24 protein-coding genes are annotated in these 23,985 nt (G+C 60.0%); 16 read left to right on the top strand and 8 right to left on the bottom strand.

The window, feature by feature from the left end; translation table 11 throughout:
* Window positions 1-129: 129 nt before the first annotated feature.
* Complete coding sequence (locus tag JBO08_RS24090; protein WP_065945491.1) at window positions 130-558, top strand: DUF4160 domain-containing protein; 429 nt, start codon at window positions 130-132, stop codon at window positions 556-558.
* A complete protein-coding gene (locus JBO08_RS24085; RefSeq protein WP_065875356.1) occupies window positions 555-1,025 on the top strand; it encodes a DUF2442 domain-containing protein in 471 nt (156 codons plus the stop codon). Before JBO08_RS24090 ends, JBO08_RS24085 begins: the two co-directional genes overlap by 4 nt.
* Here the strand turns inward: JBO08_RS24085 and trmA are convergent.
* A complete protein-coding gene (trmA, locus tag JBO08_RS24080) occupies window positions 1,008-2,087 on the bottom strand; it encodes a tRNA (uridine(54)-C5)-methyltransferase TrmA (RefSeq protein ID WP_065875355.1) in 1,080 nt (359 codons plus the stop codon). The genes JBO08_RS24085 and trmA overlap by 18 nt on opposite strands.
* Window positions 2,084-3,379 carry an NCS2 family permease gene (locus JBO08_RS24075; protein ID WP_034117796.1) on the bottom strand — a complete coding sequence of 432 codons (1,296 nt, stop codon included), beginning with the start codon at window positions 3,377-3,379 and terminating at the stop codon, window positions 2,084-2,086. The genes trmA and JBO08_RS24075 overlap by 4 nt, the downstream gene beginning before the upstream one ends.
* 173 nt (window positions 3,380-3,552) lie before the next feature.
* Here JBO08_RS24075 and JBO08_RS24070 point away from each other — a divergent pair, with 173 nt between their 5' ends.
* The 4 genes from JBO08_RS24070 to JBO08_RS24055 all read left to right on the top strand — a co-directional run bounded on the left by JBO08_RS24070 (window position 3,553) and on the right by JBO08_RS24055 (window position 7,767).
* Complete coding sequence (locus tag JBO08_RS24070) at window positions 3,553-3,999, top strand: DUF4879 domain-containing protein (protein WP_065875354.1); 447 nt, start codon at window positions 3,553-3,555, stop codon at window positions 3,997-3,999.
* A 95-nt stretch (window positions 4,000-4,094) separates the two neighbouring features.
* A complete protein-coding gene (locus JBO08_RS24065) occupies window positions 4,095-4,601 on the top strand; it encodes a (2Fe-2S)-binding protein (protein ID WP_065875353.1) in 507 nt (168 codons plus the stop codon).
* The gene (locus JBO08_RS24060; RefSeq protein ID WP_065880431.1) at window positions 4,598-5,587 is read left to right on the top strand and encodes a xanthine dehydrogenase family protein subunit M; all 990 of its coding nucleotides are present in this window, start codon (window positions 4,598-4,600) and stop codon (window positions 5,585-5,587) included. Before JBO08_RS24065 ends, JBO08_RS24060 begins: the two co-directional genes overlap by 4 nt.
* Complete coding sequence (locus tag JBO08_RS24055) at window positions 5,584-7,767, top strand: xanthine dehydrogenase family protein molybdopterin-binding subunit (RefSeq protein ID WP_065945490.1); 2,184 nt, start codon at window positions 5,584-5,586, stop codon at window positions 7,765-7,767. The genes JBO08_RS24060 and JBO08_RS24055 overlap by 4 nt, the downstream gene beginning before the upstream one ends.
* Before the next feature lie 74 nt (window positions 7,768-7,841).
* Here the strand turns inward: JBO08_RS24055 and JBO08_RS24050 are convergent, their stop codons facing one another.
* Complete coding sequence (locus JBO08_RS24050) at window positions 7,842-9,080, bottom strand: MFS transporter (protein WP_049711440.1); 1,239 nt, start codon at window positions 9,078-9,080, stop codon at window positions 7,842-7,844.
* A 321-nt stretch (window positions 9,081-9,401) separates the two neighbouring features.
* Between JBO08_RS24050 and JBO08_RS24045 the strand changes: the two genes are divergently transcribed.
* Genes JBO08_RS24045 through JBO08_RS24035 form a run of 3 tightly spaced genes read left to right on the top strand, consistent with a single transcriptional unit; the run spans window position 9,402 to window position 12,030 of the window.
* Window positions 9,402-10,841 (top strand): cytochrome ubiquinol oxidase subunit I, encoded by a 1,440-nt coding sequence (locus JBO08_RS24045; RefSeq protein WP_065880430.1) that lies wholly within the window; start codon window positions 9,402-9,404, stop codon window positions 10,839-10,841.
* Window position 10,842: 1 nt separating this feature from the next.
* Window positions 10,843-11,850, top strand: coding sequence for a cytochrome d ubiquinol oxidase subunit II (gene cydB / locus JBO08_RS24040; protein ID WP_065891144.1), 1,008 nt, complete (start codon window positions 10,843-10,845; stop codon window positions 11,848-11,850).
* A 12-nt stretch (window positions 11,851-11,862) separates the two neighbouring features.
* On the top strand, window positions 11,863-12,030 hold the full coding sequence (locus JBO08_RS24035) for a DUF2474 domain-containing protein (RefSeq protein ID WP_010562540.1): 168 nt from the start codon (window positions 11,863-11,865) through the stop codon (window positions 12,028-12,030).
* 68 nt (window positions 12,031-12,098) lie between these two features.
* Here the strand turns inward: JBO08_RS24035 and JBO08_RS24030 are convergent, their stop codons facing one another.
* Together JBO08_RS24030 and JBO08_RS24025 are read right to left on the bottom strand one after the other, a co-directional pair.
* On the bottom strand, window positions 12,099-13,223 hold the full coding sequence (locus tag JBO08_RS24030; protein ID WP_065875347.1) for a methyltransferase: 1,125 nt from the start codon (window positions 13,221-13,223) through the stop codon (window positions 12,099-12,101).
* 161 nt (window positions 13,224-13,384) lie between these two features.
* Window positions 13,385-14,095, bottom strand: a complete 711-nt coding sequence (locus JBO08_RS24025; RefSeq protein WP_065909825.1) for a LuxR family transcriptional regulator — start codon at window positions 14,093-14,095, stop codon at window positions 13,385-13,387.
* A gap of 383 nt (window positions 14,096-14,478) precedes the next feature.
* Between JBO08_RS24025 and JBO08_RS24020 the strand changes: the two genes are divergently transcribed.
* Window positions 14,479-15,255: a ferredoxin--NADP reductase gene (locus JBO08_RS24020; protein WP_065875345.1), complete on the top strand. Its 777-nt coding sequence runs from the start codon at window positions 14,479-14,481 to the stop codon at window positions 15,253-15,255.
* Window positions 15,256-15,299: 44 nt separating this feature from the next.
* Here JBO08_RS24020 and mscL read toward each other — a convergent pair whose 3' ends face one another.
* A complete protein-coding gene (gene mscL, locus JBO08_RS24015) occupies window positions 15,300-15,719 on the bottom strand; it encodes a large-conductance mechanosensitive channel protein MscL (protein ID WP_065875344.1) in 420 nt (139 codons plus the stop codon).
* Between the two features lie 287 nt (window positions 15,720-16,006).
* On the opposite strand from mscL, the gene katB reads away from it, so the two are divergent.
* From katB to JBO08_RS23995, 4 genes are read left to right on the top strand one after another with little or no spacing between them, the layout of a single operon-like run.
* Entirely contained in the window at window positions 16,007-17,548 is a 1,542-nt protein-coding gene (katB, locus tag JBO08_RS24010) for a catalase KatB (protein WP_065875343.1), read from the top strand.
* Window positions 17,549-17,606: 58 nt separating this feature from the next.
* The gene (locus JBO08_RS24005; RefSeq protein ID WP_065875342.1) at window positions 17,607-18,146 is read left to right on the top strand and encodes an ankyrin repeat domain-containing protein; all 540 of its coding nucleotides are present in this window, start codon (window positions 17,607-17,609) and stop codon (window positions 18,144-18,146) included.
* Between the two features lie 35 nt (window positions 18,147-18,181).
* Window positions 18,182-19,549: a DNA repair protein RadA gene (radA, locus tag JBO08_RS24000; RefSeq protein WP_220075025.1), complete on the top strand. Its 1,368-nt coding sequence runs from the start codon at window positions 18,182-18,184 to the stop codon at window positions 19,547-19,549.
* A gap of 16 nt (window positions 19,550-19,565) precedes the next feature.
* Window positions 19,566-20,300: a hypothetical protein gene (locus tag JBO08_RS23995; RefSeq protein WP_065891140.1), complete on the top strand. Its 735-nt coding sequence runs from the start codon at window positions 19,566-19,568 to the stop codon at window positions 20,298-20,300.
* Window positions 20,301-20,327: 27 nt separating this feature from the next.
* Here JBO08_RS23995 and JBO08_RS23990 read toward each other — a convergent pair whose 3' ends face one another.
* Window positions 20,328-21,074 carry a sulfite exporter TauE/SafE family protein gene (locus JBO08_RS23990; protein WP_064053086.1) on the bottom strand — a complete coding sequence of 249 codons (747 nt, stop codon included), beginning with the start codon at window positions 21,072-21,074 and terminating at the stop codon, window positions 20,328-20,330.
* A gap of 9 nt (window positions 21,075-21,083) precedes the next feature.
* The gene (locus tag JBO08_RS23985) at window positions 21,084-21,452 is read right to left on the bottom strand and encodes a PilZ domain-containing protein (protein ID WP_065875339.1); all 369 of its coding nucleotides are present in this window, start codon (window positions 21,450-21,452) and stop codon (window positions 21,084-21,086) included.
* 174 nt (window positions 21,453-21,626) lie between these two features.
* Between JBO08_RS23985 and JBO08_RS23980 the strand changes: the two genes are divergently transcribed.
* Both JBO08_RS23980 and JBO08_RS23975 read left to right on the top strand, forming a co-directional pair.
* Window positions 21,627-23,693, top strand: a complete 2,067-nt coding sequence (locus JBO08_RS23980) for a carbon starvation CstA family protein (protein WP_057024512.1) — start codon at window positions 21,627-21,629, stop codon at window positions 23,691-23,693.
* A gap of 15 nt (window positions 23,694-23,708) precedes the next feature.
* Entirely contained in the window at window positions 23,709-23,906 is a 198-nt protein-coding gene (locus JBO08_RS23975; RefSeq protein ID WP_003176208.1) for a YbdD/YjiX family protein, read from the top strand.
* Window positions 23,907-23,985: the final 79 nt, after the last annotated feature.

Below are 23,985 nucleotides of genomic sequence, written 5' to 3'. Positions count from 1 at the left end.
ACAACCCGGTATTCGCCGGGTTTTTTGTGGTTACTAATCTGTGAAACAGCTTCGGGAATATGAAGCCGGTTGTCGGGTGGCACGGGAAAATTGTTACCTGGCGGAAAATAACCTAACGGATGGGTTACGATGAAAGTAGGCGCTTACAAGGGATATGTGATTTCGGTGTTTATCAGGGATGAGCATTGCCCGCCCCATGTGCATGTGAGGGGGAACGGATGGGATGCGCGTTTTAGTTTCAGTTTTCTGGATGGGGATGTTGAGTTGTGGGATGTCGAGCCTGAGCGGCGGCAGCCACCCCTGGCGGTTTTGAAAGAAATACGCGAGGCGATCATGCAGCGGCATTACCTGGCGCGGGCACGCAGGATCTGGTGGGAATACCTGCAAACGGTCTGCCTGGAGAATCACTCCTGGGATTGGGAGGCCCGCGAGGTGTTGCCTGGGCTGATCATTCAGCCGGGTGTTTATGTGATCGCGCGTGCCCGGCACGATGTCGTTGGGCAGAAAACAATTTTGAATCTGGTCAGGGCACCGGGTTTTGTGGAGATTGAACTATGAAGCAAATCGTAAAAGCCAAAGTTGTCCCCTATAAACCGCTCACTGAGGCCGATGTCGAAAAGGCGATAGCCCGAGGGCGTAAGACACGGCACCTTTATGCCCGCGCCAGCTCTGTGCGTTATGAGGACAACTGCATTTCCATCGGCTTCAGCGACGGCAGTCGCGTTGTACTGCCGGTGGCTGGCCTGCCCGAGTTCGCGGGGTTTTCCTTGGAGGACTTTGAGCAACTTGAAGTCGGCTTTGGCGGAAAGGCGCTGTGCTGTGAGGCCCAGGACTTGGATGTTTCGGTCACGGGCCTGATCGCCACCAGCAAACCGCTGATGGACCTAGCCACCAGTTTGGTTGCCTCGCGCAACGGTCGCAAAAGCAGCGCCGCCAAATCTGCCGCCGCCCGAGCCAATGGCAAGAAGGGCGGGCGGCCACGCAAGAAGGAACCTGAGGACGTTGAACTACCGCCGAGTCAGTAACACCCCGGATTCCATATGGTGCGTCCACGGGAACTGGTCAAACAGCGCGCATTGGGTAATGCGGTGCGTGTCATGCAGTTGCGCGATGTTCGCCGCCAACGTCTCCGGGTTGCAGGAGATGTACAGGATATTGTCGAAGCGTCGGGTCAGTTCGCAGGTGTCCGGGTCCATGCCGGCGCGCGGTGGGTCGACGAACACGCTGCCGAACTCATAGCTCTTCAGGTCGATGCCGTGCAGGCGGCGGAACGGGCGCACTTCGTTAAGGGCTTCGGTGAGTTCCTCAGCGGAGAGTCGCACCAGGGTGACGTTATCCACTGCGTTTTCATCGAGGTTGCTCAGGGCTGCATTCACTGAGGTCTTGCTGATCTCGGTGGCCAGCACTTTGCGCACGCGGGTTGCCAAGGGCAGGGTGAAGTTGCCGTTGCCGCAGTACAGCTCAAGCAAATCATCCGGGCGGTCACCCAAGGCTTCGTATGCCCAGTTGAGCATCTTCTGGTTCACCGTGCCGTTGGGTTGGGTGAAGGCACCTTCGGGTTGGCGGTAGCTGAAGGTGCGCCCGCCAACGTCGAGTTTTTCCACCACGTAATCATGGCCGATCACATCGCGCTTGCCCTTCGAGCGGCCGATGATGCTGACGTTCAAGTCGGCAGCCAGCTGGTTCGCGGCAGCGTGCCAATGCTCGTCCAGCGGGCGGTGATAGCACAGAGTAATCATCGCGTCGCCGGCCAGGGTGGTGAGGAACTCCACCTGGAACAGCTTGTGGCTCAGGGCGGCGCTGGCTTGCCAGGCGGCCTTGAGTTGCGGCATCAACTGGTTGATACGCAGGCTTGCGATAGGGAATTCTTCGATCAGGATCGGCGTGCGCTTGTCGTCCTGGGAAAACATCGCGTAGTGGCGCTCACCGCCTTCGCGCCACAGGCGGAACTCCGCGCGCAGGCGGAAGTTCTGCAGGGGCGAGTCGAAGACCTGTGGCTGCGGTGCATCGAACGGTGCCAGCAGGTCACGCAAGCGCGTGACCTTGTCTTGTAGTTGAGCGGTGTAGCGTGCGGCGTCAAAAGTCATGCGTTGAACCAGCCCAGCTTGATCACAAACAGAATCGACAGAATCACCAGCGCCGGGTTCAGCTCACGGTAGCGGCCCGAAAGCAGCTTGATGGCGGTCCAGGCGATGAAACCGAAGGCGATGCCGTTGGCAATGGAGTAAGTGAAGGGCATCGCCAGGGCGGTGATCACCACCGGCGCTGCAACGGTAATGTCGTCCCAGTCGATTTCGGCCAGGCCGGAGGTCATCAGCACGGCCACGAACAGCAACGCGGGTGCGGTGGCAAAGGCGGGAACGCTGGCGGCCAGTGGCGAGAAGAACAGCGCCAGCAGGAACAGGATCGCTACTACGATGGCGGTCAAACCGGTGCGGCCACCCGCGCTCACGCCGGCAGCCGATTCGATGTAGCTGGTAGTCGTCGACGTACCCAGCAGCGAACCGGCCATGGCGGCGGTGCTGTCGGCGATCAGTGCGCGACCCATTTTCGGCATGTGGCCGTCCTTGCCCATCAGGCCCGCGCGCTTGGCGACGCCGATCAGGGTGCCGGAGTTATCGAACAGGTCGACGAACAGGAACGCGAAGATCACGCTCACCAGGCCGATATCCAGCGCGCCTTTAATATCCAACTGAAGGAAAGTCGGGGCCAGGGACGGCGGCATTGAGGTCACGCCGCCGAACGGGGTGACGCCCAGCAGGATCGACACGATGGTCACTGCCAGGATGCCAATCAGCACGGCTCCGCGTACCGCCAGGGCCTCCAGCGCAACGATCAGCACGAAACCCAGGGTGGCGAGGATTGGAGCCGGTTGCTTCAAGTCACCCAGGCCAACCAGCGTGGCCGGGTTGGCAACCACAATCCCGGCGTTGTGCAGCGCAATCAGCGCCAGGAACAGGCCGATACCCGCGGCAATCGCCGAGCGCAGGGGCAGGGGAATACTGTTGATGATCCACTCACGGATACGAAAGATCGACAGCAGGAAGAACAGCACCGCCGAGATAAACACCGCACCCAGCGCAACCTGCCAGGTATGGCCCATGTGCAGGACCACGGTGTAGGTAAAGAAGGCGTTGAGGCCCATGCCCGGCGCGAGTGCGATCGGGTAGTTGGCGATCAGGCCCATCACGGTCGAACCGATGGCCGCCGCCAGGCAGGTCGCAACGAACACCGCGCCCTTGTCCATGCCGGTCTCGCCGAGGATGCTCGGGTTCACGAACAGGATGTAGGCCATGGCCAGGAATGTCGTGATGCCCGCGAGGATCTCGGTGCGCACGTTGGTGTTGTGTGCCTTGAGTTGAAACAGCTTTTCCAGCATGCCTGCTCCCTGTGACGCTCTGTGGCGTCGTGATTTGTTGACCTCTAAGTCAAAGCACAAACTGCGCCAAGCGCCTTTGGTTTCAGAGAGGATCGGAAAAAGCGGCGCATCATACCAGCAGCCGAGGCCTTGAGGCATACTGCGCCGACGTTTAAACGAAGGTCACCCGCAGCATGAAAAACGCTAACCCGTGGAGTCTAGCCCTGATCCCCTGTATCAGCCTGTTGCTCGGCGCAGCACCGGCGTGGGGCGCGACTGCACCGCCCTTGAGCGAAGTGCGTGTGTTCAAGGTCGAGTCGGCAAAGTGCAGCGAGACCATTCCGGAACGTGTAAGCACTACCCAAATGTGTGAACACCGCGGGCCCACCAGGGTTTCTGTGATGGAAGTCGGCCTGGGCAATAACCCGGTTGGCCTCTTTAATGGCGCGGTGTTGAACGGCCAGCGCACGCCGGTATGCCAGGTCGGCAACATCAGCGAGGCCTGCAGCGGGGCTGGCACTTTGATGGGCTACATCTATGTGTTTGACCTGAATGTCCAAGCCCAAGGCTGGTTCGAATACAGCAACGCCTCGATCAACCCCCCGCGAAATACCCTGAAAACCCTGCTCAATATCCGCTGATCAATCTTCTTGAACGCTCAAAACCACGAGAAGTCGTACCCCTGAGACGGCGACTTTTCTAACGCCGCGGATGTACACCAACCCGTGAGGTGTTTATGAGCGCGACCCCCAATGGCGCGGCGGCCCAGCCGTTCGTCAGCCACCCGATACGCCTGCGCCTCAACGGCCAGGACCGCCAGCTGGACGTGTTGCCTTGGACCACGCTGTTGGACCTGCTGCGCGAGCAACTGGACCTGGTCGGCAGCAAAAAAGGCTGCGACCACGGCCAATGCGGCGCCTGCACCGTCTTGCGCGATGGCAAACGGATCAATGCCTGCCTGACGCTGGCGGTGATGTGCGACGGTGCCGAACTCACCACCATCGAAGGCCTGGCCAACGGCGACCAACTGCACCCGATGCAGCAGGCGTTTATCAAACACGATGCCTTCCAATGCGGTTACTGCACCCCTGGCCAGATCTGCTCGGCCGTCGGCCTGGCCAATGAAGGCCGCGCCCACGACACGGCGCAAATCCAAGAGCTGATGAGCGGTAACCTGTGCCGCTGTGGGGCCTACAGCAATATTCGCGATGCCATTGAAGACGTAGTGGGAGGTGAACAATGAATCCCTTCCACTACAGCAAGCCTGCGGATGTGAAAGAAGCGGTTCATCTGAGCAGCGCCGCGTCGCGCTTTATTGCCGGTGGCACCAACCTGCTGGACCTGATGAAAGAAAACATCAGCCGCCCCGAGCATCTCATCGATATCACCGGATTGCCCCTGAATGACATTCAGGAGACTGCCGGTGGCGGTCTGCTGATCGGCGCGTTGGTGAGCAACGCCGACCTGGCCTGGCACCCGCTGATCGAACAGCGTTACCCGCTGCTGTCCCAGGCCATCCTGGCCGGCGCCTCTCCGCAACTGCGCAACATGGCCAGTACCGGCGGCAACCTGTTGCAGCGCACCCGTTGCTACTACTTCTATGACGCGACCGTGCCGTGCAATAAGCGTGAGCCCGGCAGTGGCTGCCCGGCACGCACCGGTTTGAACCGTATTCACGCGATCCTCGGCGCCAGTGAACAGTGCGTCGCGACCCATCCCTCCGACATGTGCGTCGCTTTGGCAGCGCTGGAGGCGAGGGTGCATGTAGAGGGGCGCGGCGGTTCGCGGGTCATTGAGTTCGCCGACTTTCATCGCCTGCCGGGTGATGCGCCGCAACGGGACAACCAATTGGCCGACGATGAGCTGATCACCGCCATCGAACTGCCCGCCGATCATCTGGCAAACCATAGCAATTACCTGAAAATCCGCGACCGTGCCTCCTATGCGTTCGCCCTGGTGTCTGTGGCTGCCGCGCTTGAGCTGGACGGCGACACCATCATCGACGCGCGCCTGGCCCTGGGTGGCGTGGCCCACAAACCCTGGCGTGACCGCGCGGTGGAAGCCGCACTGATCGGCCAGGTTGTTAGCCGCGAAACCTTCAGTCACGCCGCCGATGCCCTGTTGCAAGACGCCGAGCCGCTGCAACACAACGGCTTCAAGATCAAGCTGGCACGCCGGGGGATTATTCGCGCCCTGAGCGACGCCGCTGTCGCAGGAGAACGCCCATGAGTGCTATCGGCAAACCCTTGGACCGCGTTGACGGTCTGCTCAAGGTCACAGGCAAGGCGCGGTATGCCGGTGAGTTTCCCGAAGAAGGCCTGCTGCATGGCAGCGTAGTGTCGAGCACCGTGGCCAAGGGCCGGGTGCTGCGTATCGACGCGACCAAGGCGCTGGCGCTGCCGGGTGTGGTGGAGGTTCTCCATCACCTCAATCGGCCAAAAATCGCCAGCTACGATGATGCTTTCCAGGACGATGATGCCGCCGACGGCTCGCCGTTTCGCCCGCTGTACAACGATCGGGTACTGTACAGCGGCCAGCCACTGGCGCTGGTGATCGCCGATAACCTCGAGCTGGCGCGACATGCCGGCTCCCTGGTGGAGATCGAGTACGAAACCGAAGCCTTTGAAACCGACTTGCTGGCCTTGCAGGAACAGGCGTACGCGTCGCCGCAGACGCCGCCCAAGCCGCGCGGCAACTTCCAGGCCGAATGGACCGGCGCTGCCGTCAGCCTGGATCTGCACTACAGCACCCCTATCGAACACCACAACCCGATGGAGCCCCACGCCAGCACCGTGCTGTTTCAGCCGGACGGCACGCTGCACATCCACGACAAGACCCAAGGCCCGCAGAACTGCCAGGCCTATGTGCAAAAAGTCTTCGGCCTGGATAAAAGCCAGGTGCGTATCTTCGCGGCATTTGTCGGCGGCGCCTTTGGCTCCGGCCTGCGCCCGCAGTACCAATTGCCGCTGGCGGTGATGGCGTCCCTGGCACTCAAGCGCTCGGTGCGGGTCACGCTGACGCGTCAGCAGATGTTCACCTTCGGCTACCGCCCACGCACCTTGCAGCGTTTGCAGCTGGGCGCCGCCGCCAACGGCCGCCTGCTGGCACTGGGGCACACCGCGATTGGCCAGACGTCGCGCTTCGAGGATTTCAGTGAGCACGTGGTGGAATGGAGCGGCATGCTCTACCACTGCGATAACGTGCAGCTGACTTATAAGTTGGTGCCACTGGATGTATTCACGCCGCTGGACATGCGTGCACCTGGGGCGGCCCTCGGGGTGATCGGCCTGGAGTGCGCCATGGACGAATTGGCCAGCGCATTGGGGATGGACCCGGTGCAACTGCGGCTGATCAACTATGCCGAACGCAATCAGAACGAAGACAAGCCCTGGTCGAGCAAAGCCCTGCGCGAGTGTTACGGCGAAGGTGCCGAGCGTTTCGGCTGGCACCAACGCAACCCGGAACCGCGCAGCATGCGCGACGGCCGCCAGTTGATCGGCTGGGGCATGGCCGGCGGCGTGTGGGAGGCGATGCAGATGAAGGCCAGCGCCAAGGCGCGTATTGATGCCAAGGGCAAACTGACCGTCAGCAGCGCCACCACCGATATCGGCACGGGCACCTACACGGTGATGACCCAGATCGCGGCCCAGGCCAGTGGCGTGGCGGTTGAGGACGTGGACTTTCTGTTGGGGGATTCATCGTTGCCCACTGCGCCGCTGCAGGGCGGGTCGTTTACGGTGTCCTCCGTCGGCACGGCTGTGCAGCAGGCCTGCGAAGCGTTGAACGCCAAGCTGTTGGCCGTTGCCCGGCAGACGTATCCGGTATTCAAGGAGGCCGAGGCCGTACGCTTTGAAGACGGCCAACTGCATACGGGTGACGTCAGTGTGTCGTTGGCGCAGTTGGTCAAGGACAGTGGCGAAGACGTGTTGGAGGTGCAGGTCGACAGCGAGCCCGACAAGCAGCGCGAGGGGTTTGCTACTGCCACCCATTCGGCAGTATTTGTCGAGGTGCGCGTGGACGAAGACCTGGGCACGATCAACGTCAGCCGGGTGGTCAGCGCGATTGCCGCCGGGCGCGTGGTCAACCCGAAGATGGCGCGCAGCCAGATCCTCGGCGGGGTGGTATGGGGTATTGGCATGGCCCTGCACGAAGAAACCCAGATCGACCATCAATTGGGGCGTTACATGAACCATAGCCTGGCGGAGTACCACATCCCGGTCAACGCTGATATCGGCGAGATTGACGTGGTGTTTGTCGAAGAACACGACGAGATCGTCAATGCCCTCGGGTCCAAGGGGGTTGGTGAGATCGGTATTGTGGGTGTGGCGGCGGCGGTGGCGAATGCGATTTATCACGCTACGGGGAAGCGAGTGCGGGAGTTTCCGATCACCTTGGACAAAGTGCTTTGACGCCAATCTCCAAGCCACTGAAGATCAAGTGTGGGAGCTGGCGGGCCAGCTCCCACAGTGTTTTGCGGTGTGGCTTAAACCTTGGGCTCTTCCACCGGCACATGCATCCGATCCCGATTCGCCAGGGTCGGGAACAGCTTGATCCACACCCCCGTCACCACCAGCGTACCGATCCCGCCCATGACCACGGCAGGCACGGTGCCGAACCAGTGGGCGGTGATGCCCGATTCAAACTCGCCCAACTGATTCGACGCGCCGATAAACAACCCGTTGACCGCACTGACCCGCCCGCGCATTTCATCCGGTGTCTCCAGTTGCACGAACGAGGCGCGGATCACCATGCTGATCATGTCCGCCGCACCCAGCACCACCAGCACCGCCAGGGAAAACCAGAACGAGGTAGACAGGCCGAACGCGATGGTCGCCACGCCGAATACGCCGACGGCGGTGAACATCACTCGCCCCACATGCCGGTCCACCGCGAACCGCGCCAACCATAACGACATCAATAACGCGCCCACCGCCGGTGCCGAACGCAACAGGCCCAGGCCCCAGGCGCCGGTCAGCAAGATGTCCTTGGCGAACACTGGCAGCAGCGCGGTGGCACCGCCCAGCAGCACGGCGAACAAGTCGAGGGAGATGGCACCGAGAATATCCGGGCGGCTGCGGATAAAGCGGATGCCGGCAAGCAGAGAGTCCATGGTCGCCTTGGCTTTGTTTAGCGGCGTTTGGCGCGCGGGCAAATTCAGGGTCAGCACGCACGCGATCAGGTACAGCACCACCGTGGGGCCATACACCCACACGCTGCCGAAGGCGTAGAGCAAACCGCCAAGGGCCGGGGCGACAATGGTCGCCAACTGCTGGGCCGACTGCGATGAGGCCACGGCCCGTGGGAACAGTGCGGCGGGCACAAGGCTCGGGAGCATCGCCTGGGTGGTGGGCATTTCAAATGAGCGCGCGGCGCCGAGCAGGAAGGCGAGGATAAAGATCATCTCGCGGGTTACGTTGCCGGTCAGGCCACCGATGGCCAGGGACAGCGCAATCAGCGCCTGCACGGTCTGGCAGATGGCGGCGACCTTGCGTCGCTCATAGCGGTCGGCCACATGCCCGGTGTGCAGCATGAACAGCACGCGCGGCACGAATTCCACCAAGCCGACCAAACCCAGGTCCAGCACATTGCCCGTCAGTTGGTAGAGGTTCCAGCCGATGGCCACGGTGAGCATCTGGAAGCCGCTGGCGGTGAAGATCCGTGCCAGCCAGAACGCGATGAAAGGGCGGTGGTGACGTAACAGCAACGCAGGTTCGCTAGGCATCGGGAATTCGGGTCAAGGCCGGAGGAAGCGCCGAGATTATCATTAAGTTGTAACAGATAGTTGCAAGAACTGAGCTGAGGCAGTCTGTCACGCGGCAAAAGACCACACAGGCCAACCGCAAAAATGGGACTACTCTTTTAGCAATGCTTGATCCAGGTCAATGCCTTCGCAGCGTCAGTGCAAGGCGGCAGGCCAGGCAAGCATCCCAGCGTGATTGGACAAAAAAAGAAACGAATTGAAATTCGGCGTACTCCATATCGATGGGGGCAGTGATTGCAGGCCGCCGGCCGGCATTCGGTATTACCTGAAAGAGGAAAACTTATGTTCGGTTTGGAGGCGCTAGATCTCGCCCGAATCCAGTTCGCGTTCACCATCTCATTCCATATCCTGTTCCCGGCGATCACCATCGGCCTGGCCAGTTACCTTGCGGTGCTGGAAGGCTTGTGGCTCAAGACCCACAACGACACTTACCGTGACCTCTACCACTTCTGGTCGAAGATCTTTGCCGTCAACTTCGGCATGGGCGTGGTGTCCGGCTTGGTGATGGCCTACCAGTTCGGCACCAACTGGAGCCGCTTCTCGGACTTTGCCGGCGCCGTTACCGGGCCGCTTCTGACCTACGAAGTGCTCACGGCCTTCTTCCTCGAGGCCGGTTTCCTCGGCGTGATGTTATTCGGTTGGAACAAGGTCGGGCGCAACCTGCACTTTTTCTCCACCGTGATGGTGGCCGTGGGTACGTTGATTTCGACCTTCTGGATCCTGTCGTCCAACAGCTGGATGCAGACGCCCCAGGGCTTTGAAATCATTGACGGCCGCGTGATCCCAACCGATTGGTTCGCCGTGGTCTTCAACCCGTCGTTCCCTTATCGCCTGGCGCACATGGCCACGGCGGCCTTCGTGGCCACCGCGTTTTTTGTCGGCTCCTCGGCGGCCTGGCACTTGTTGCGCGGCAAGGACAATCCGGCGATCCGCAAAATGCTCTCGATGGCGATGTGGATGGCCCTGATCGTTGCGCCGATCCAGGCGGTGATCGGCGACTTCCATGGCCTCAATACCTTGAAGCACCAGCCGGCGAAAATCGCCGCGATTGAAGGCCACTGGGAAAACAAAGGCAACGAACCGACACCGCTGATCCTGTTTGGCTGGCCCGACATGAAGGCCGAAAAAACCAAATACGCGGTGGAAATTCCGTACCTGGGCAGCCTGATCCTGACCCACTCTCTGGATAAACAGGTGCCTGCACTCAAGGACTTCCCTCCGGAAGATCGTCCTAATTCGACCATCGTGTTCTGGTCGTTCCGGGTCATGGTCGGCCTGGGCTTCCTGATGATCTTCACCGGCCTGTTCAGCCTATGGCTGCGCCGGGGCGACAAGATGTACACGTCCAAACCGTTCCTGTACCTGGCGTTGTGGATGGGCCCATCCGGCCTGATTGCGATCCTTGCGGGTTGGTTCACCACCGAGATCGGCCGCCAGCCGTGGGTGGTCTACGGCTTGATGCGCACAGCGGATGCTTCGTCCGGGCATAGCCTGGCGCAGATGACCATTACCCTGGTGTTGTTCGTGGTGGTGTACTTCGCGCTGTTTGGTGCGGGCCTTGGCTACATGATGCGTTTGGTGCGCAAAGGCCCTGTGGCCCATGACGTGACCGAGCCAACCCACGGCGGCCCTGGCCAGAAACGTACGCCGGCACGTCCTTTGTCTGCTGCCGATGACGGCACCGACAATGAGCACGACGACATCCAGCACAAGGGGAATTGAGATGGGTATTGATCTTCCGCTGATCTGGGCCGTGATCATCATCTTCGGCATCATGATGTACGTGGTCATGGACGGCTTCGACCTGGGTATCGGCATCCTGTTTCCGTTTATCCCAGGCAAGACCGACCGTGATGTGATGATGAACACCGTGGCGCCGGTCTGGGACGGTAACGAAACCTGGTTGGTATTGGGCGGCGCGGCACTGTTCGGCGCGTTCCCGTTGGCCTATTCGGTGGTGTTGTCGGCGCTGTACCTGCCGCTGATCCTGATGCTGATCGGGCTGATCTTTCGCGGGGTCGCGTTCGAGTTCCGCTTCAAGGCCAAAGACCAAAAGCGTCACCTGTGGGACAAGGCGTTTATCGGCGGCTCGTTGGCTGCAACGTTCTTCCAAGGCGTGGCGCTGGGGGCGTTTATCGATGGCATCCCGGTGGTGAATCGCCAGTTCGCCGGCGGTTCGCTGGACTGGGCCACGCCGTTCACGATGTTCTGCGGTGTGGCGTTGATCGTGGCCTATGCGTTGCTCGGTTGCACCTGGCTGATCATGAAGACCGAAGGCCCGTTGCAGGAGAAGATGCACAACCTGGCGCGGCCCCTGGCGTTCGTGGTGCTGGCCGTGATCGGCATCGTGAGTATCTGGACGCCGCTGACGCACCCGGAAATTGCCTCGCGCTGGTTCACCCTGCCAAACCTGTTCTGGTTCCTGCCAGTGCCGATCCTGGTGCTGGTGACCATGTACGGTCTGTTCCGCGCCGTGGCACGCAACGCGCACTACACGCCGTTCCTGCTGACACTGGTGCTGATCTTCCTGGGATACAGCGGCCTGGGTATCAGCCTGTGGCCGAACATCATTCCGCCATCGGTGTCGATCTGGGACGCTGCCGCGCCGCCGCAAAGCCAGGGCTTCATGCTGGTGGGCACGTTATTCATCATCCCGTTCATCCTGGGCTACACCTTCTGGAGCTACTACGTGTTCCGCGGCAAGGTCACCCACGAAGACGGTTATCACTAGGAGGGTCGTCTCATGTCTGGCAAGCCTACGTTGCACGAGATTGAACAGGCCGAGAAACAGCCGTTGTGGCGGCGCCTGGGGTGGCTGGCGATGATCTGGACTGGCAGCGTGCTGGCCTTGTTCGTCGTGGCGAGCCTTATGCGCATGTTCATGAACGCGGCTGGCTTGACCACCCACTGACATCCCATCCCGTTGCCTTGCGGCACGGTTTTTTGGCCCCGCCTCTGCTCGCAGTGGCGGGGCCTTTTTTATTTGCGCGCTTTGAGGATCACGAATTTCGGCGTGGTGGCGATTTGCTCGACGCCCCGGAACAAGCGTGCCAGCTTGGTGTGATAACCCAGGTGGCGGTTGCCGACTATATAGAGGGCGCCGCCGACTACCAGTGCTTCACGCGCCTGCTGGAACATACGCCAGGCGAGGAAGTCACCGACCACCTGTTGCTGGTGGAACGGCGGGTTGCACAGCACCACGTCCAGCGAATCGGGCGCCTGGCCGGCCAAGCCATCGGCGGCGCGTACGATGACGTCGCGCTCACCGAGCGCTGCTTGCCAGTTATCGGCCGCCGACTGCACGGCCATATAGGACTCGTCCACCAGGGTGTATTGCGCCTCGGGGTTTTGCAGCGCGCTGGCAATCGCCAGTACGCCGTTGCCACACCCCAGGTCTGCCACCCGCGCGCTGCCCAGGTTTTTCGGCAGGTGCGGCAGGAACGCACGGGTGCCGATGTCTAGGCTTTCGCGGCAGAACACGTTGGCGTGGTTCAGCAACTCGATGGCTGGCGCGTCCAGGGTGTAGCGGGTCGGATACGGCGAGACAGCCGCGGGACGATCTTCAACAGTGGCGATCAGCAATCGCGCTTTCTTGACCGCCAGCGATGCGTGCATCGGCCCGATGTAGCGCTCCAGCAACTCGCCCGCCGCCCGTGGCAAGTGCTTGATCATCGCCCCGGCAATCACTTCGGCGCCTGGCGCAAGTTGGCCTTGCAGGCGGATCAGTTGCTCTTCGAGCAGGGCCAGGGTTTTCGGCACGCGGATCAGTACGCGGTCAAAAGGCCCGGCCGGGGCCTGGCTGGCCGGGATGAACGGCACAGCGTCAAACGCCTTGCTGTTGCGCACCAGGTTTTTCTCCAGGCCCTGGGCTGCCAGGAATGAGTCGCCGCTGGAGGTTACCTGCACGTGGCCTTGTAGGCTGGCGGCCAGGGCGCCGAAGCTGTCATTGAGCACCAATACGCGTGTATCAGTCGTCGGCTGCTGTTCGGCCAGATGATTGAGCAGGTACTCGTCTGCCGCATCGAAGGCTTGCAGCGGATCATTATGTTGCTCTGGCTGGCGGATCAGATCGAGCTGGGCGAAGGGGCTTTCGAGCAGGGGCATGGCGGGGGAGGCTCTGGGTAAACGATAAGTGTTCGGCAGTGGCCAGCCGAGACGTCTGAGTGAACCACGGGCGGCCTCCCGGGGGGGCTGCTCAACACTCAGAATTGGCCGCAAATGTTACTTTTTTTTCAGCGGGATTACATGCGGTGATTGTTGGCGGGTTAAATAATCCCGTCTTGCGCGGCGCGGAGCACGGCGGCGATCTTGTTGTTGACCCCCAGTTTTTTCAGGCAACTGCAGACATGAAAGCCTACAGTGCGTTCTGATAAACAAAGGATGGCGGCGATGTCCGCTGCGGTCTTGCCCTTGCCGGACCACATGAGCACTTCCGTTTCACGCGGGGTCAATAGGCTGGCGGGGTGGGTGCTGGGTTTGTCGGCGTATTTATGCGCCAGAACTGTATGCATCGCGTGACATAACCACAGCATCAGCCCGGATTTTTCGTAGAGCTCTTCCGGCGTGATTGCGCCTTTACCACGGCTCAGGGTCAACATGCTGAACATGCCCCGGAAATCATGGACGGTTATGGTCAGCGCCATGTGCACGCCTAACGTCTGCGCCAATGACCAAAGGCTGGGTACGTCTTTAAAGGTTTCTTCCTTCCAGACAATGGGCAGCGGGTTCTCCCTGCAATGCTTCACCACCGGGTCTACGCCAAAGAAGCTCGCCTGGTCATAGACTGTTTTCCATTCATTTGGGTAGTTGGTGAATTCAATCGGATTGACTTGGTTTTTTGGCAGGTTAGCGCTCATCTTGAAGGAACAGTGTTGGAAGCCGAGCTCTAGCGTTCTGATGCCCACCATTTCAAACACGCTGGTGACCTCATCTTCGCCTTCCAGTTTGGGAAGCCGTGTGTTGCGCCAGTTAATCATTGGTATTACTCCATGGAATTCTCCGTGCCTTGAGGTACGTCCTGGACCCCCAACGCTGCACGAAAATGAGTGTAGGACAACGGCTACATATCGAGAGGAAAATTTCGTTTTGGCGCGCAGGTCTTTAAGAATTTTTCTGCAAAGGAACCTGCTGGCGTTGGCCGCGGGCCGTCTGAATGTCACGGTTTATTAGGCGTTTAAAGGCGGTGTAACGATCAGCTAACAACGTGTTTATAGACAGGGTTGAAAGGCTAATAGCAAATTGATTGGCGGTGCAATTGGATAGCCACTACTGCACGCATCGCGCGATACCACTACCAACCATAGGTGTTTCCATGCGCCACTTTGAGGGACACTAGGGCACCTGTTGAACGGAGGCCCCCATGACGGCCAGCGCTGAGAAATTCACCCGCCAGACCTTGCTCGATGTGCAATCGCTGACCCCCAGCCTGTTTACCCTGCGCACCACCCGCGATCCCGGTTTCCGGTTCACTGCCGGCCAATTCGTACGCGTGGGGGTGACCAAGGCGGATGGCAGCACCGTCTGGCGCGCCTATTCCTTAGTGTCCTCGCCGTTTGATGAGCACTTGGATTTTTTCTCGATCGTTGTCCCGGGCGGTGAGTTCACCAGTGAGCTGAGTCGCCTGCGGGTGGGCGATACCTTGATGGTGGAACGCCAGGCCACCGGATTCCTGACGTTGAACCGTTTCGTCGATGGTCGCGATTTGTGGATGCTGGGCACTGGCACCGGGGTGGCGCCGTTTTTGTCGATCCTGCAGGACTTCGAGGTGTGGGAGAAATTCGAGCGCATCCTCCTCGTGTACAGCGCCCGCGAAGCGAAGGAGCTGGCCTATCAGGCGCTGATCAAGGAACTGGGCGAGCGCGAGTACCTGGCCGAATACGCGCACAAGCTCACCTACATTCCTATCGTGACCCGTGAACAACACCCAGGCGCGCTGAATGGGCGCATCACGACGCTGATTGAAAATGGCGAACTGGAACGCGCGGCCGGCGTCGAGCTGGCCCCGGAGCACTCCCGTGTGCTGATCTGCGGCAACCCGCAGATGGTTGATGACACGCGGCAGTTGCTCAAGCAGCGCGATATGAATCTGAGCCTGAGCCGTCGCCCTGGTCAGGTGGCGGTAGAAAACTACTGGTAATAAAAAAGGCGCCTCAAGCAGGCGCCTTTTTTTCAAACCGGTATTTACTGAAGTGGCTTGTCGTTCTGTGCCTTGAGCAGGTCGCGGATCTCACCCAGCAACACTTCTTCCTTGGTAGGCACCGGTGGCAGGCTGGGCGCCTTGGCTTCTTCGCGTTTAAGGCGGTTGATCACCTTCACGCCCATGAAAATCGCAAACGCGACGATCAGGAAATCGACCACGCTCTGGATGAACTTGCCGTAGGCCAGCACCACCGCCGGCGCGTCACCCTGTGCCGCCTTGAGCGTTACCGCCAGATCGCCGAAGTCCACACCCCCGATCAACAGACCGAGCGGCGGCATCACCACGTCGCCTACAAAGGAGGAAACAATTTTGCCGAAGGCGGCGCCGATGATGATACCGACGGCCATGTCGACCACATTACCTTTGACCGCGAAGGCCTTGAACTCACTGATCACGCCCATAGGTTATTCCTTGTTACAGATGAGAAGGGTGGGGCTCAGTGTAAGTCAGTCATAGCGGGCTTGCCTGACACAACCGTTAACACTGTTAGTTTTTATCGACACATTAAATCGCAAATAGTTTGCAAAGTGCCATCAATTGCGCGCGAAATACGCGCCAAATCAGGTGCTTACCAGATTATTTTATCAATCGGGTTGGTACGTCTTTTCTATTTATCTTCTGACGCTCGGGTCACTAGCCTCTGGCAAGCACAACTGAATGTGCATTAAAAAAACCAGAGGAAACCTTGATGAAAACCCCAATGAGCCGCGGGCCTGTTACAGCGCGAACCGCGCTGGTACTGGTGACCGCCAGCCTGCTGTCCCTCTCTGTGCAAGCCGCCAACTTGACCCGCGATAACGGTGCGGCGGTGGGTGACAACCAGAACTCGCAGACCGCCGGCGCCAACGGCCCGGTACTGCTGCAAGACGTGCAACTGATCCAGAAGCTGCAACGCTTCGACCGCGAACGCATCCCGGAGCGCGTGGTACACGCCCGTGGCACCGGCGCCCACGGTACCTTCACGGTCACCGATAACCTCAGCGACTTGACCAAGGCCAAGGTATTCGCGGCGGGCGAAACCACACCGGTATTCGTGCGCTTCTCCGCCGTGGTACACGGCAACCATTCCCCGGAAACCCTGCGCGACCCGCGCGGTTTCGCCACCAAGTTCTACACCGCCGACGGCAACTGGGACCTGGTGGGCAACAACTTCCCGACGTTCTTTATCCGCGATGCCATCAAGTTCCCGGACATGGTCCACGCGTTCAAACCTGACCCGCGCACCAACCTCGATGACGACTCCCGTCGCTTTGACTTCTTCTCCCACGTGCCCGAGTCCACGCGCACGCTGACCGAGCTGTACTCCGACTCCGGCACCCCGGCCAGCTATCGGGAAATGGATGGCAACGGCGTGCACGCCTACAAGCTGATCAACGCCAAGGGCGAAGTGCACTACGTCAAATTCCACTGGAAGAGCCTGCAAGGCATCAAGAACCTTGATCCCAAGCAAGTCACCGAAGTGCAGGGCCGTGACTACAGCCACATGACCAACGACCTGGTCACGCATATCAACAAGGGCGACTTCCCCAAGTGGGACCTGTACGTGCAGGTGCTCAAGCCTGAAGACCTGGCCAAGTTCGACTTCGACCCACTGGACGCCACCAAGATCTGGCCGAATGTGCCCGAGCGCAAAGTCGGGCAGATGGTACTCAACCGCAACCCGGCCAACGTCTTCCAGGAAACCGAGCAGGTGGCTATGGCCCCGGCCAACCTGGTTCCGGGCATCGAACCGTCGGAAGACCGCCTGCTGCAAGGCCGGGTGTTTTCCTATGCTGACACCCAGATGTACCGCCTGGGCGCCAATGCCCTGCAACTGCCGATCAACGCGCCACGCGTGACCGTCAACAATGGCAATCAGGACGGCGCACTGAATTTCGGCAAAACCACCAGCGGCGTGAACTACCAGCCAAGCCGCCTGGAGCCTCGGGAAGAGCCGCAAACCGCGCGCTACAGCCAATCGGCCCTGTCGGGCAGCACCCAGCAGACGAAGATCCAGCGTGAGCAGAACTTCAAGCAGGCCGGTGATCTGTACCGCTCCTTCAATAAAAAAGAGCGTCAGGACCTGATCGAGAACTTCGGCGGCTCGCTGGCAACCACCGATGATGAAAGCAAGCACATCATCCTGTCGTTCCTTTACAAAGCCGACCCGGAGTACGGCACTGGCGTAGCCAAGGTTGCCAAGGGGGACCTGGCGCGCGTGAAGGCGCTGGCGGAAAAACTGACTGACTGATCCGTTGGTTATGGTCGGCGCCCAGAGACGGGCGTCGACCCTTGGCAGGAGAACACCCATGCGAATTTCTATCGGTCTGCTGATGGCCATGCTGGCCTTTGTCGCCCACGCCGAGTCGCCCGACCCGGTCGCGCTCAAGGCCCAGTTGCAGGATTACTACTTCGACGCCGCGCGTCGTGGCGACCTCGACATGCTCAATACCTTTATCGACTCCGGCTATAGCCTCAACACCCAGGATGACAAGGGCTACACCGCGTTGATCCTCGCCGCGTACCACGGTCAGGGCCCGTTCGTGGAGCGCTTGCTCAACGCCGGTGCCGACGCCTGCGTGCAGGACAAACGCGGCAACACAGCGCTGATGGGCGCGATCTTCAAGGGCGAACTGAAAATTGCCCAACGCCTGCTGGCCACCGACTGCAACCCCGACCAGCGCAATGGCGCCGGGCAGACGGCGGCCATGTATGCCGGGCTGTTCAAGCGCGTCGAGCTGTTGGATGAGCTGAAAGCCAAAGGCGCCGACCTCAATGCCGAAGACCCGATCGGCAACAGTGCTTCACGATTGGCCAGCGGTGAAATCCGGACCCCGGCGCCGCGCTGAGCTATCATCGCGGTTTTTCGGTTGGAGGTTCTCAAATGGCAAAGGCCAAGCGCATGTACGGCTGCACGGAGTGCGGCGCGACCTTTCCCAAGTGGGCCGGCCAGTGCAGCGAATGCGGTGCGTGGAACACCCTGACTGAAACCATGATCGAAAGCGGCGGCGCGGCGGCCCCCACCGGCCGTGCCGGCTGGACCGGGCAACAGGCGCAGATCAAGACGTTGGCCGAAGTCAGCGTTGAAGAAATTCCGCGTTTCTCCACCGCTTCCGGCGAGCTCGACCGGGTATTGGGTGGTGGTCTTGTGGACGGCTCGGTGGTGCTGATCGGCGGCGATCCGGGTATCGGTAAATCGACGATCCTGCTGCAAACCCTGTGCAGCATCGCCAGTCGCATGCCGGCGCTGTACGTCACTGGCGAAGAATCCCAGCAGCAAGTCGCCATGCGCGCCCGTCGCCTGGGTTTGCCCCAGGATCAACTGCGGGTCATGACCGAAACCAGCATCGAAAGCATCATTGCCACGGCGCGTATCGAAAAGCCCAAGGTCATGGTGATCGACTCGATCCAGACGATTTTCACCGAGCAACTGCAATCAGCGCCGGGCGGTGTGTCCCAGGTGCGCGAGAGCGCGGCGCTGCTGGTGCGTTATGCCAAGCAAAGCGGCACGGCGATCTTCCTCGTGGGCCATGTGACCAAAGAAGGCGCGCTGGCCGGGCCACGGGTGTTGGAGCATATGGTCGACACTGTGCTGTATTTCGAAGGCGAATCCGACGGCCGCCTGCGTTTGCTGCGGGCGGTGAAGAACCGTTTTGGTGCGGTAAACGAGTTGGGCGTGTTCGCCATGACAGACCGGGGGCTGAAAGAAGTCTCCAACCCGTCGGCGATTTTTCTGACTCGCGCTCAGGAAGAAGTCCCAGGCAGTGTGGTAATGGCAACGTGGGAAGGCACTCGCCCGATGCTGGTGGAAGTGCAAGCGCTGGTGGATGACAGTCATCTGGCCAACCCGCGCCGTGTGACCTTGGGTCTGGATCAAAACCGCCTGGCCATGCTGCTCGCGGTGTTGCACCGACACGGCGGCATTCCGACCCATGACCAGGATGTATTCCTGAACGTCGTGGGTGGGGTCAAGGTGCTGGAGACCGCGTCTGACCTGGCGTTGATGGCGGCGGTGATGTCCAGCCTGCGTAATCGGCCGTTGCCGCATGACTTGCTGGTGTTTGGTGAAGTCGGCCTATCGGGCGAAGTACGCCCGGTGCCCAGCGGCCAGGAGCGCCTCAAGGAAGCAGCCAAGCACGGCTTCAAGCGCGCCATCGTGCCCAAGGGTAATGCGCCGAAGGAGTCGCCGCCGGGGATACAGATTATTGGGGTGACGCGCTTGGAGCAGGCGTTGGATGCACTTTTCGAATAGATCAAGGATGGATGCAATGCAACGATCGAGTAGGTGGGGTGTTATCGCCTTGTTTATCGCCTTGGCCGGGTTGCCTGCGATGGCGTGGGCCGACACGGCCAAGCTGCCGGCCGGTTACCGCCTGGCCCAAAAACTGGTGACACAAGACGGCAGCGTCTTGCAGGTACTCGAAGATCAACGCATCAGCGCCCAGATGCACAAGGACAGTTGGGGCAGTGGCCTGGATGAGGATTCGTTCGACGAACCCGGTGACCTGGTAGAAAACCCGCTGCTCGGAGCCCAGGTGCGATTGCTGTCGGCGTCGGGGGATTTAGTCGCGCACGACGACCTCGGTTATCCCTTGGCCGAGGTCAAGAAAGCCCCGCTCAAAGGCCTACCGGACGCGGTGTATTTTCTGATCATTGATCAGACCGCGCCAATGGGGAGTTACAGTGGCCCGGCAACTCAAGTGCTGCTGCCGGCCAAGCAAAAACTTGAGCCTATGAGTTACAAGGACGCTGACGGCAAGTTCAAGACGCTGACCTTGGCCCAGACCGGCAAGGCCGCGTGGCGGGTTGCATCGCCGGTCAAAGGTGGCGCGGATGAGCTGCTGCAAGTTTCTTCATTTATGGACGGTGATGGCGAGGATGATTTTGCCACCCGCTACCAAACCTATCGTTTTGTGGATGGGCAGTGGCAGGTCGCGGTGAGCCAGAAAGCGGGTTACTGGGACACGGAAAGCGACTTCCCCACGCGTACGGCATTTCCCTGAACTGTCGTTTTTCCCGTGAGAGAACCGCTACCAGAAGAGCATTTTCAACGCCAAGGCAACGACGACGACATTGAAAGCGCTCTCCATCCACTTATCGCCTTTCTGTAGAGCAAACTTGGCGCCCGCATTGGCGCCCACCAGCGTGCCTATGATCAGGCAACATCCGTACTGCCAATTAATGATGCCGCTGATACCGAATATTATTAACGAGCCAACTGAGAGGATGAGACCTCCGACTTTCCGAGTACCAATTGATTCACTGATCGTTTTTTTAAAAAAAATAATATACAAATAAGTTGATAACTTGGCTTGTCCGCCAAATAAACCGCCAATCATGCCCACGGGAACAAACAGTACATAGCCGCAAAAGCGTCTGAGCGATGAGGGGGTGGCCTTCGGTGAATGAGGCTTCCTGATGAGTGAAAGTGCCACCAATAGTAGCGTCAGGCCGCCAATGATTTTATGCAGCAGCGCGGGGTCTATTTGCACGAGCAGGCTTGCACCGATCAAGGCGCCGGCCAACCCAAGTGCCGCCGCGGGGGCCGCTAGCCTGTAATCCACTTTTCCACTGTTATGAAAGTGCCTCAAGCCGGCGAACATAGTGCCTACCGAAGCCAGGCGAGCGGTTGCTATCGAAGACTGAGGGGGTATCCCAAGCCAGATCATCACTGGAACGGTTAGAAATACGCTGCCTCCCGTATTGGTTCCGATAAAACCCGTTATAACACCCAGCAGCACCAATCCAGCGCCTGTCAGCCATTCATGCTCAACCATAATGGCGGTTCATACCTCCAGCAAAGCACCCAGCTCTCGCTCCAACTCTTCCTGGTCGCCCAGATTCAACTCGATCAGCCGCCGCAAGTGGCTGATCGACTCCAGATCGATGTCTTTGCACACAAAGCCCAGTTGCCCATGATCCTCATGGGTCAGTCGCACTTGCATTTTTATATGCGCCTTGGGATCCAGGCGTATGTCGACATCGAACGGCAGCGCCTTATTGCCCTTCCAGTCTTCGGGCCGTTGCACCAACAGGCCCTTTAGCGACAAATCTACTAATTGCACTGGCCATTCGCGCCCGTTTTGCCGAAGTTCGGTCTTGGCATCAAAGGCGATCCGGCGAAAACGACGGCGGTCAGACGGCTGCTCGGTCATGGTGAAACCCTCTGTGGTTAGAAGGATTGTAGCCCTGCGCCATCATCGGGCCGTTATTTCTGCTTTTTTTACCCTTAGAAGGCTCTAGACCAACGTAGGGGGGTGGCCTTTAAGGCCAGTAGCGCTAAACTCCGGATGGCTGTCCTTTCTGTCCACCCTGGCTGGAATATAAAAATGAAAAATAATAATAGCCTGCTACGCCATCTACCCTGGCTGGTGCTGGCAATTGTAGGAGCGTGCGCCCTGGGCGTAGTGGCCTTGCGCCGCGGCGAGGCGATCAACGCCTTGTGGATTGTGGTCGCTGCGGTGGCCATCTATCTGGTTGCGTACCGTTACTACAGCCTGTTCATCGCTAATAACGTGATGCAACTCGATCCACGGCGGGCCACCCCCGCAGTGGTCAATAATGATGGTCTGGACTATGTGCCGACCAACAAACACATCCTTTTCGGTCACCACTTTGCGGCGATTGCCGGTGCAGGCCCATTGGTCGGCCCGGTACTGGCGGCGCAAATGGGCTACCTGCCTGGCACGCTCTGGCTGATTGCCGGCGTGGTGCTGGCCGGTGCCGTGCAGGACTTCATGATCCTGTTCCTGTCCACTCGTCGCAACGGCCGCTCCCTGGGGGACATGGTCCGCGAAGAGATGGGCCGCATCCCTGGGACCATCGCGCTGTTCGGCTGCTTCCTGATCATGATCATCATCCTTGCGGTGCTGGCGCTGATCGTGGTCAAGGCCCTGGCCGAGAGCCCGTGGGGCATCTTCACGGTGATGGCGACCATCCCGATCGCGATGTTCATGGGCATCTACATGCGCTACATCCGCCCGGGCCGCATTGGTGAAATTTCGATCATCGGCGTGCTGTTGCTGCTGGGCTCGATCTGGCTGGGCGGGCAGATTGCCGCTGACCCGGTCTGGGCCAAGGCCTTCACCTTCACCGGTATACAGATCACCTGGATGCTGATCGGCTACGGCTTCGTCGCGGCGGTACTGCCGGTGTGGCTGATCCTCGCGCCACGCGACTACCTGTCGACCTTCTTGAAAATCGGCACCATCATTGCCTTGGCAATTGGCATCCTGGTGACCATGCCCGACCTGAAAATGCCGGCGTTGACCCAGTTCATCGATGGCACCGGTCCGGTATGGAAGGGCGGTCTGTTCCCATTCCTGTTCATTACCATTGCCTGCGGCGCGGTATCGGGTTTCCACGCACTGATCTCGTCGGGCACTACGCCCAAACTGTTGGCCAGTGAAAGCCATGCCCGCTACATCGGTTACGGCGGCATGCTGATGGAGTCGTTCGTGGCCATCATGGCCATGGTTGCCGCGTCGGTGATCGAACCTGGCGTGTACTTCGCCATGAACAGCCCGGCCGCGATTGTCGGCACGGACGTGGTCACCGTGGCGCAGACCGTCAGCAGCTGGGGCTTTGCGATCACGCCTGAGGCGCTGTCTGCCGTCGCCCATGACATCGGTGAAACCACCATCCTGGCGCGTGCCGGTGGTGCACCGACGCTAGCGGTGGGGATCGCGCAGATCCTGCACAGTGTGCTGCCGGGTGAAAACACCATGGCGTTCTGGTACCACTTTGCGATCCTGTTCGAAGCGCTGTTCATCCTGACGGCGGTGGACGCCGGTACCCGTGCCGGTCGCTTCATGCTGCAAGACCTGTTGGGTTCCTTCGTGCCGGCGCTCAAACGCACCGAGTCCTGGACGGCCAACCTGATCGCGACCGCTGGTTGCGTGGCCATGTGGGGTTACCTGCTGTACCAAGGCGTGATCGATCCATTGGGCGGCATCAACACCTTGTGGCCGCTGTTCGGTATCTCCAACCAGATGCTGGCGGGTATCGCGCTGATGCTGGCAACCGTTGTGCTGATCAAAATGAAACGCCAACGCTACATCTGGGTGACCATGCTGCCAGCCGTCTGGCTGCTGATCTGCACCACCACGGCGGGCTTCATCAAGCTGTTCGACGCGAACCCTGCGATCGGCTTCCTGTCGCTGGCCAAGAAGTACAGCGATGCCCTGGCCAACGGCCAGATCCTGGCTCCGGCCAAGAACATCGACCAGATGCAGCACGTGATCTGGAACGCCTACACCAACGCAACGCTGACGGCGCTGTTCCTGTTCGTGGTGTTCAGCATCCTGTTCTATGCGCTCAAAGTCGGCGTCGCCGCCTGGGGTAACAAAGAACGTACGGATAAAGAAGCCCCGTTCCAGGCTGTACCGGACGCGTAATAGAGGATTGCAGCCATGTTCAATGACATCAGTCGCCTCGGTAAATACCTCGGTCAGGCCGCGCGCCTGATGGTCGGCATGCCCGACTACGACACGTACGTCGAGCATATGCAAACCAAGCACCCGGACAAACCGATGATGGACTACAAGGCGTTCTTTCGGGAGCGCCAGGAAGCCCGTTACGGTGGCAAGGGTGGGCCTAAGTGCTGCTGACCCGATAATTCGGGCTGGCGGTGATCCCCTGTGGGAGCAGGTTTGTGTGGGAGCTGGCTTGCCTGCGATAGCATCACTG

The sequence above is a fragment of the Pseudomonas sp. LAP_36 genome (assembly GCF_019456785.1).
GTDB classification, from domain to species: Bacteria; Pseudomonadota; Gammaproteobacteria; order Pseudomonadales; family Pseudomonadaceae; genus Aquipseudomonas; species Aquipseudomonas tritici.
This window is presented reverse-complemented; position numbering and strand designations above follow the sequence as displayed.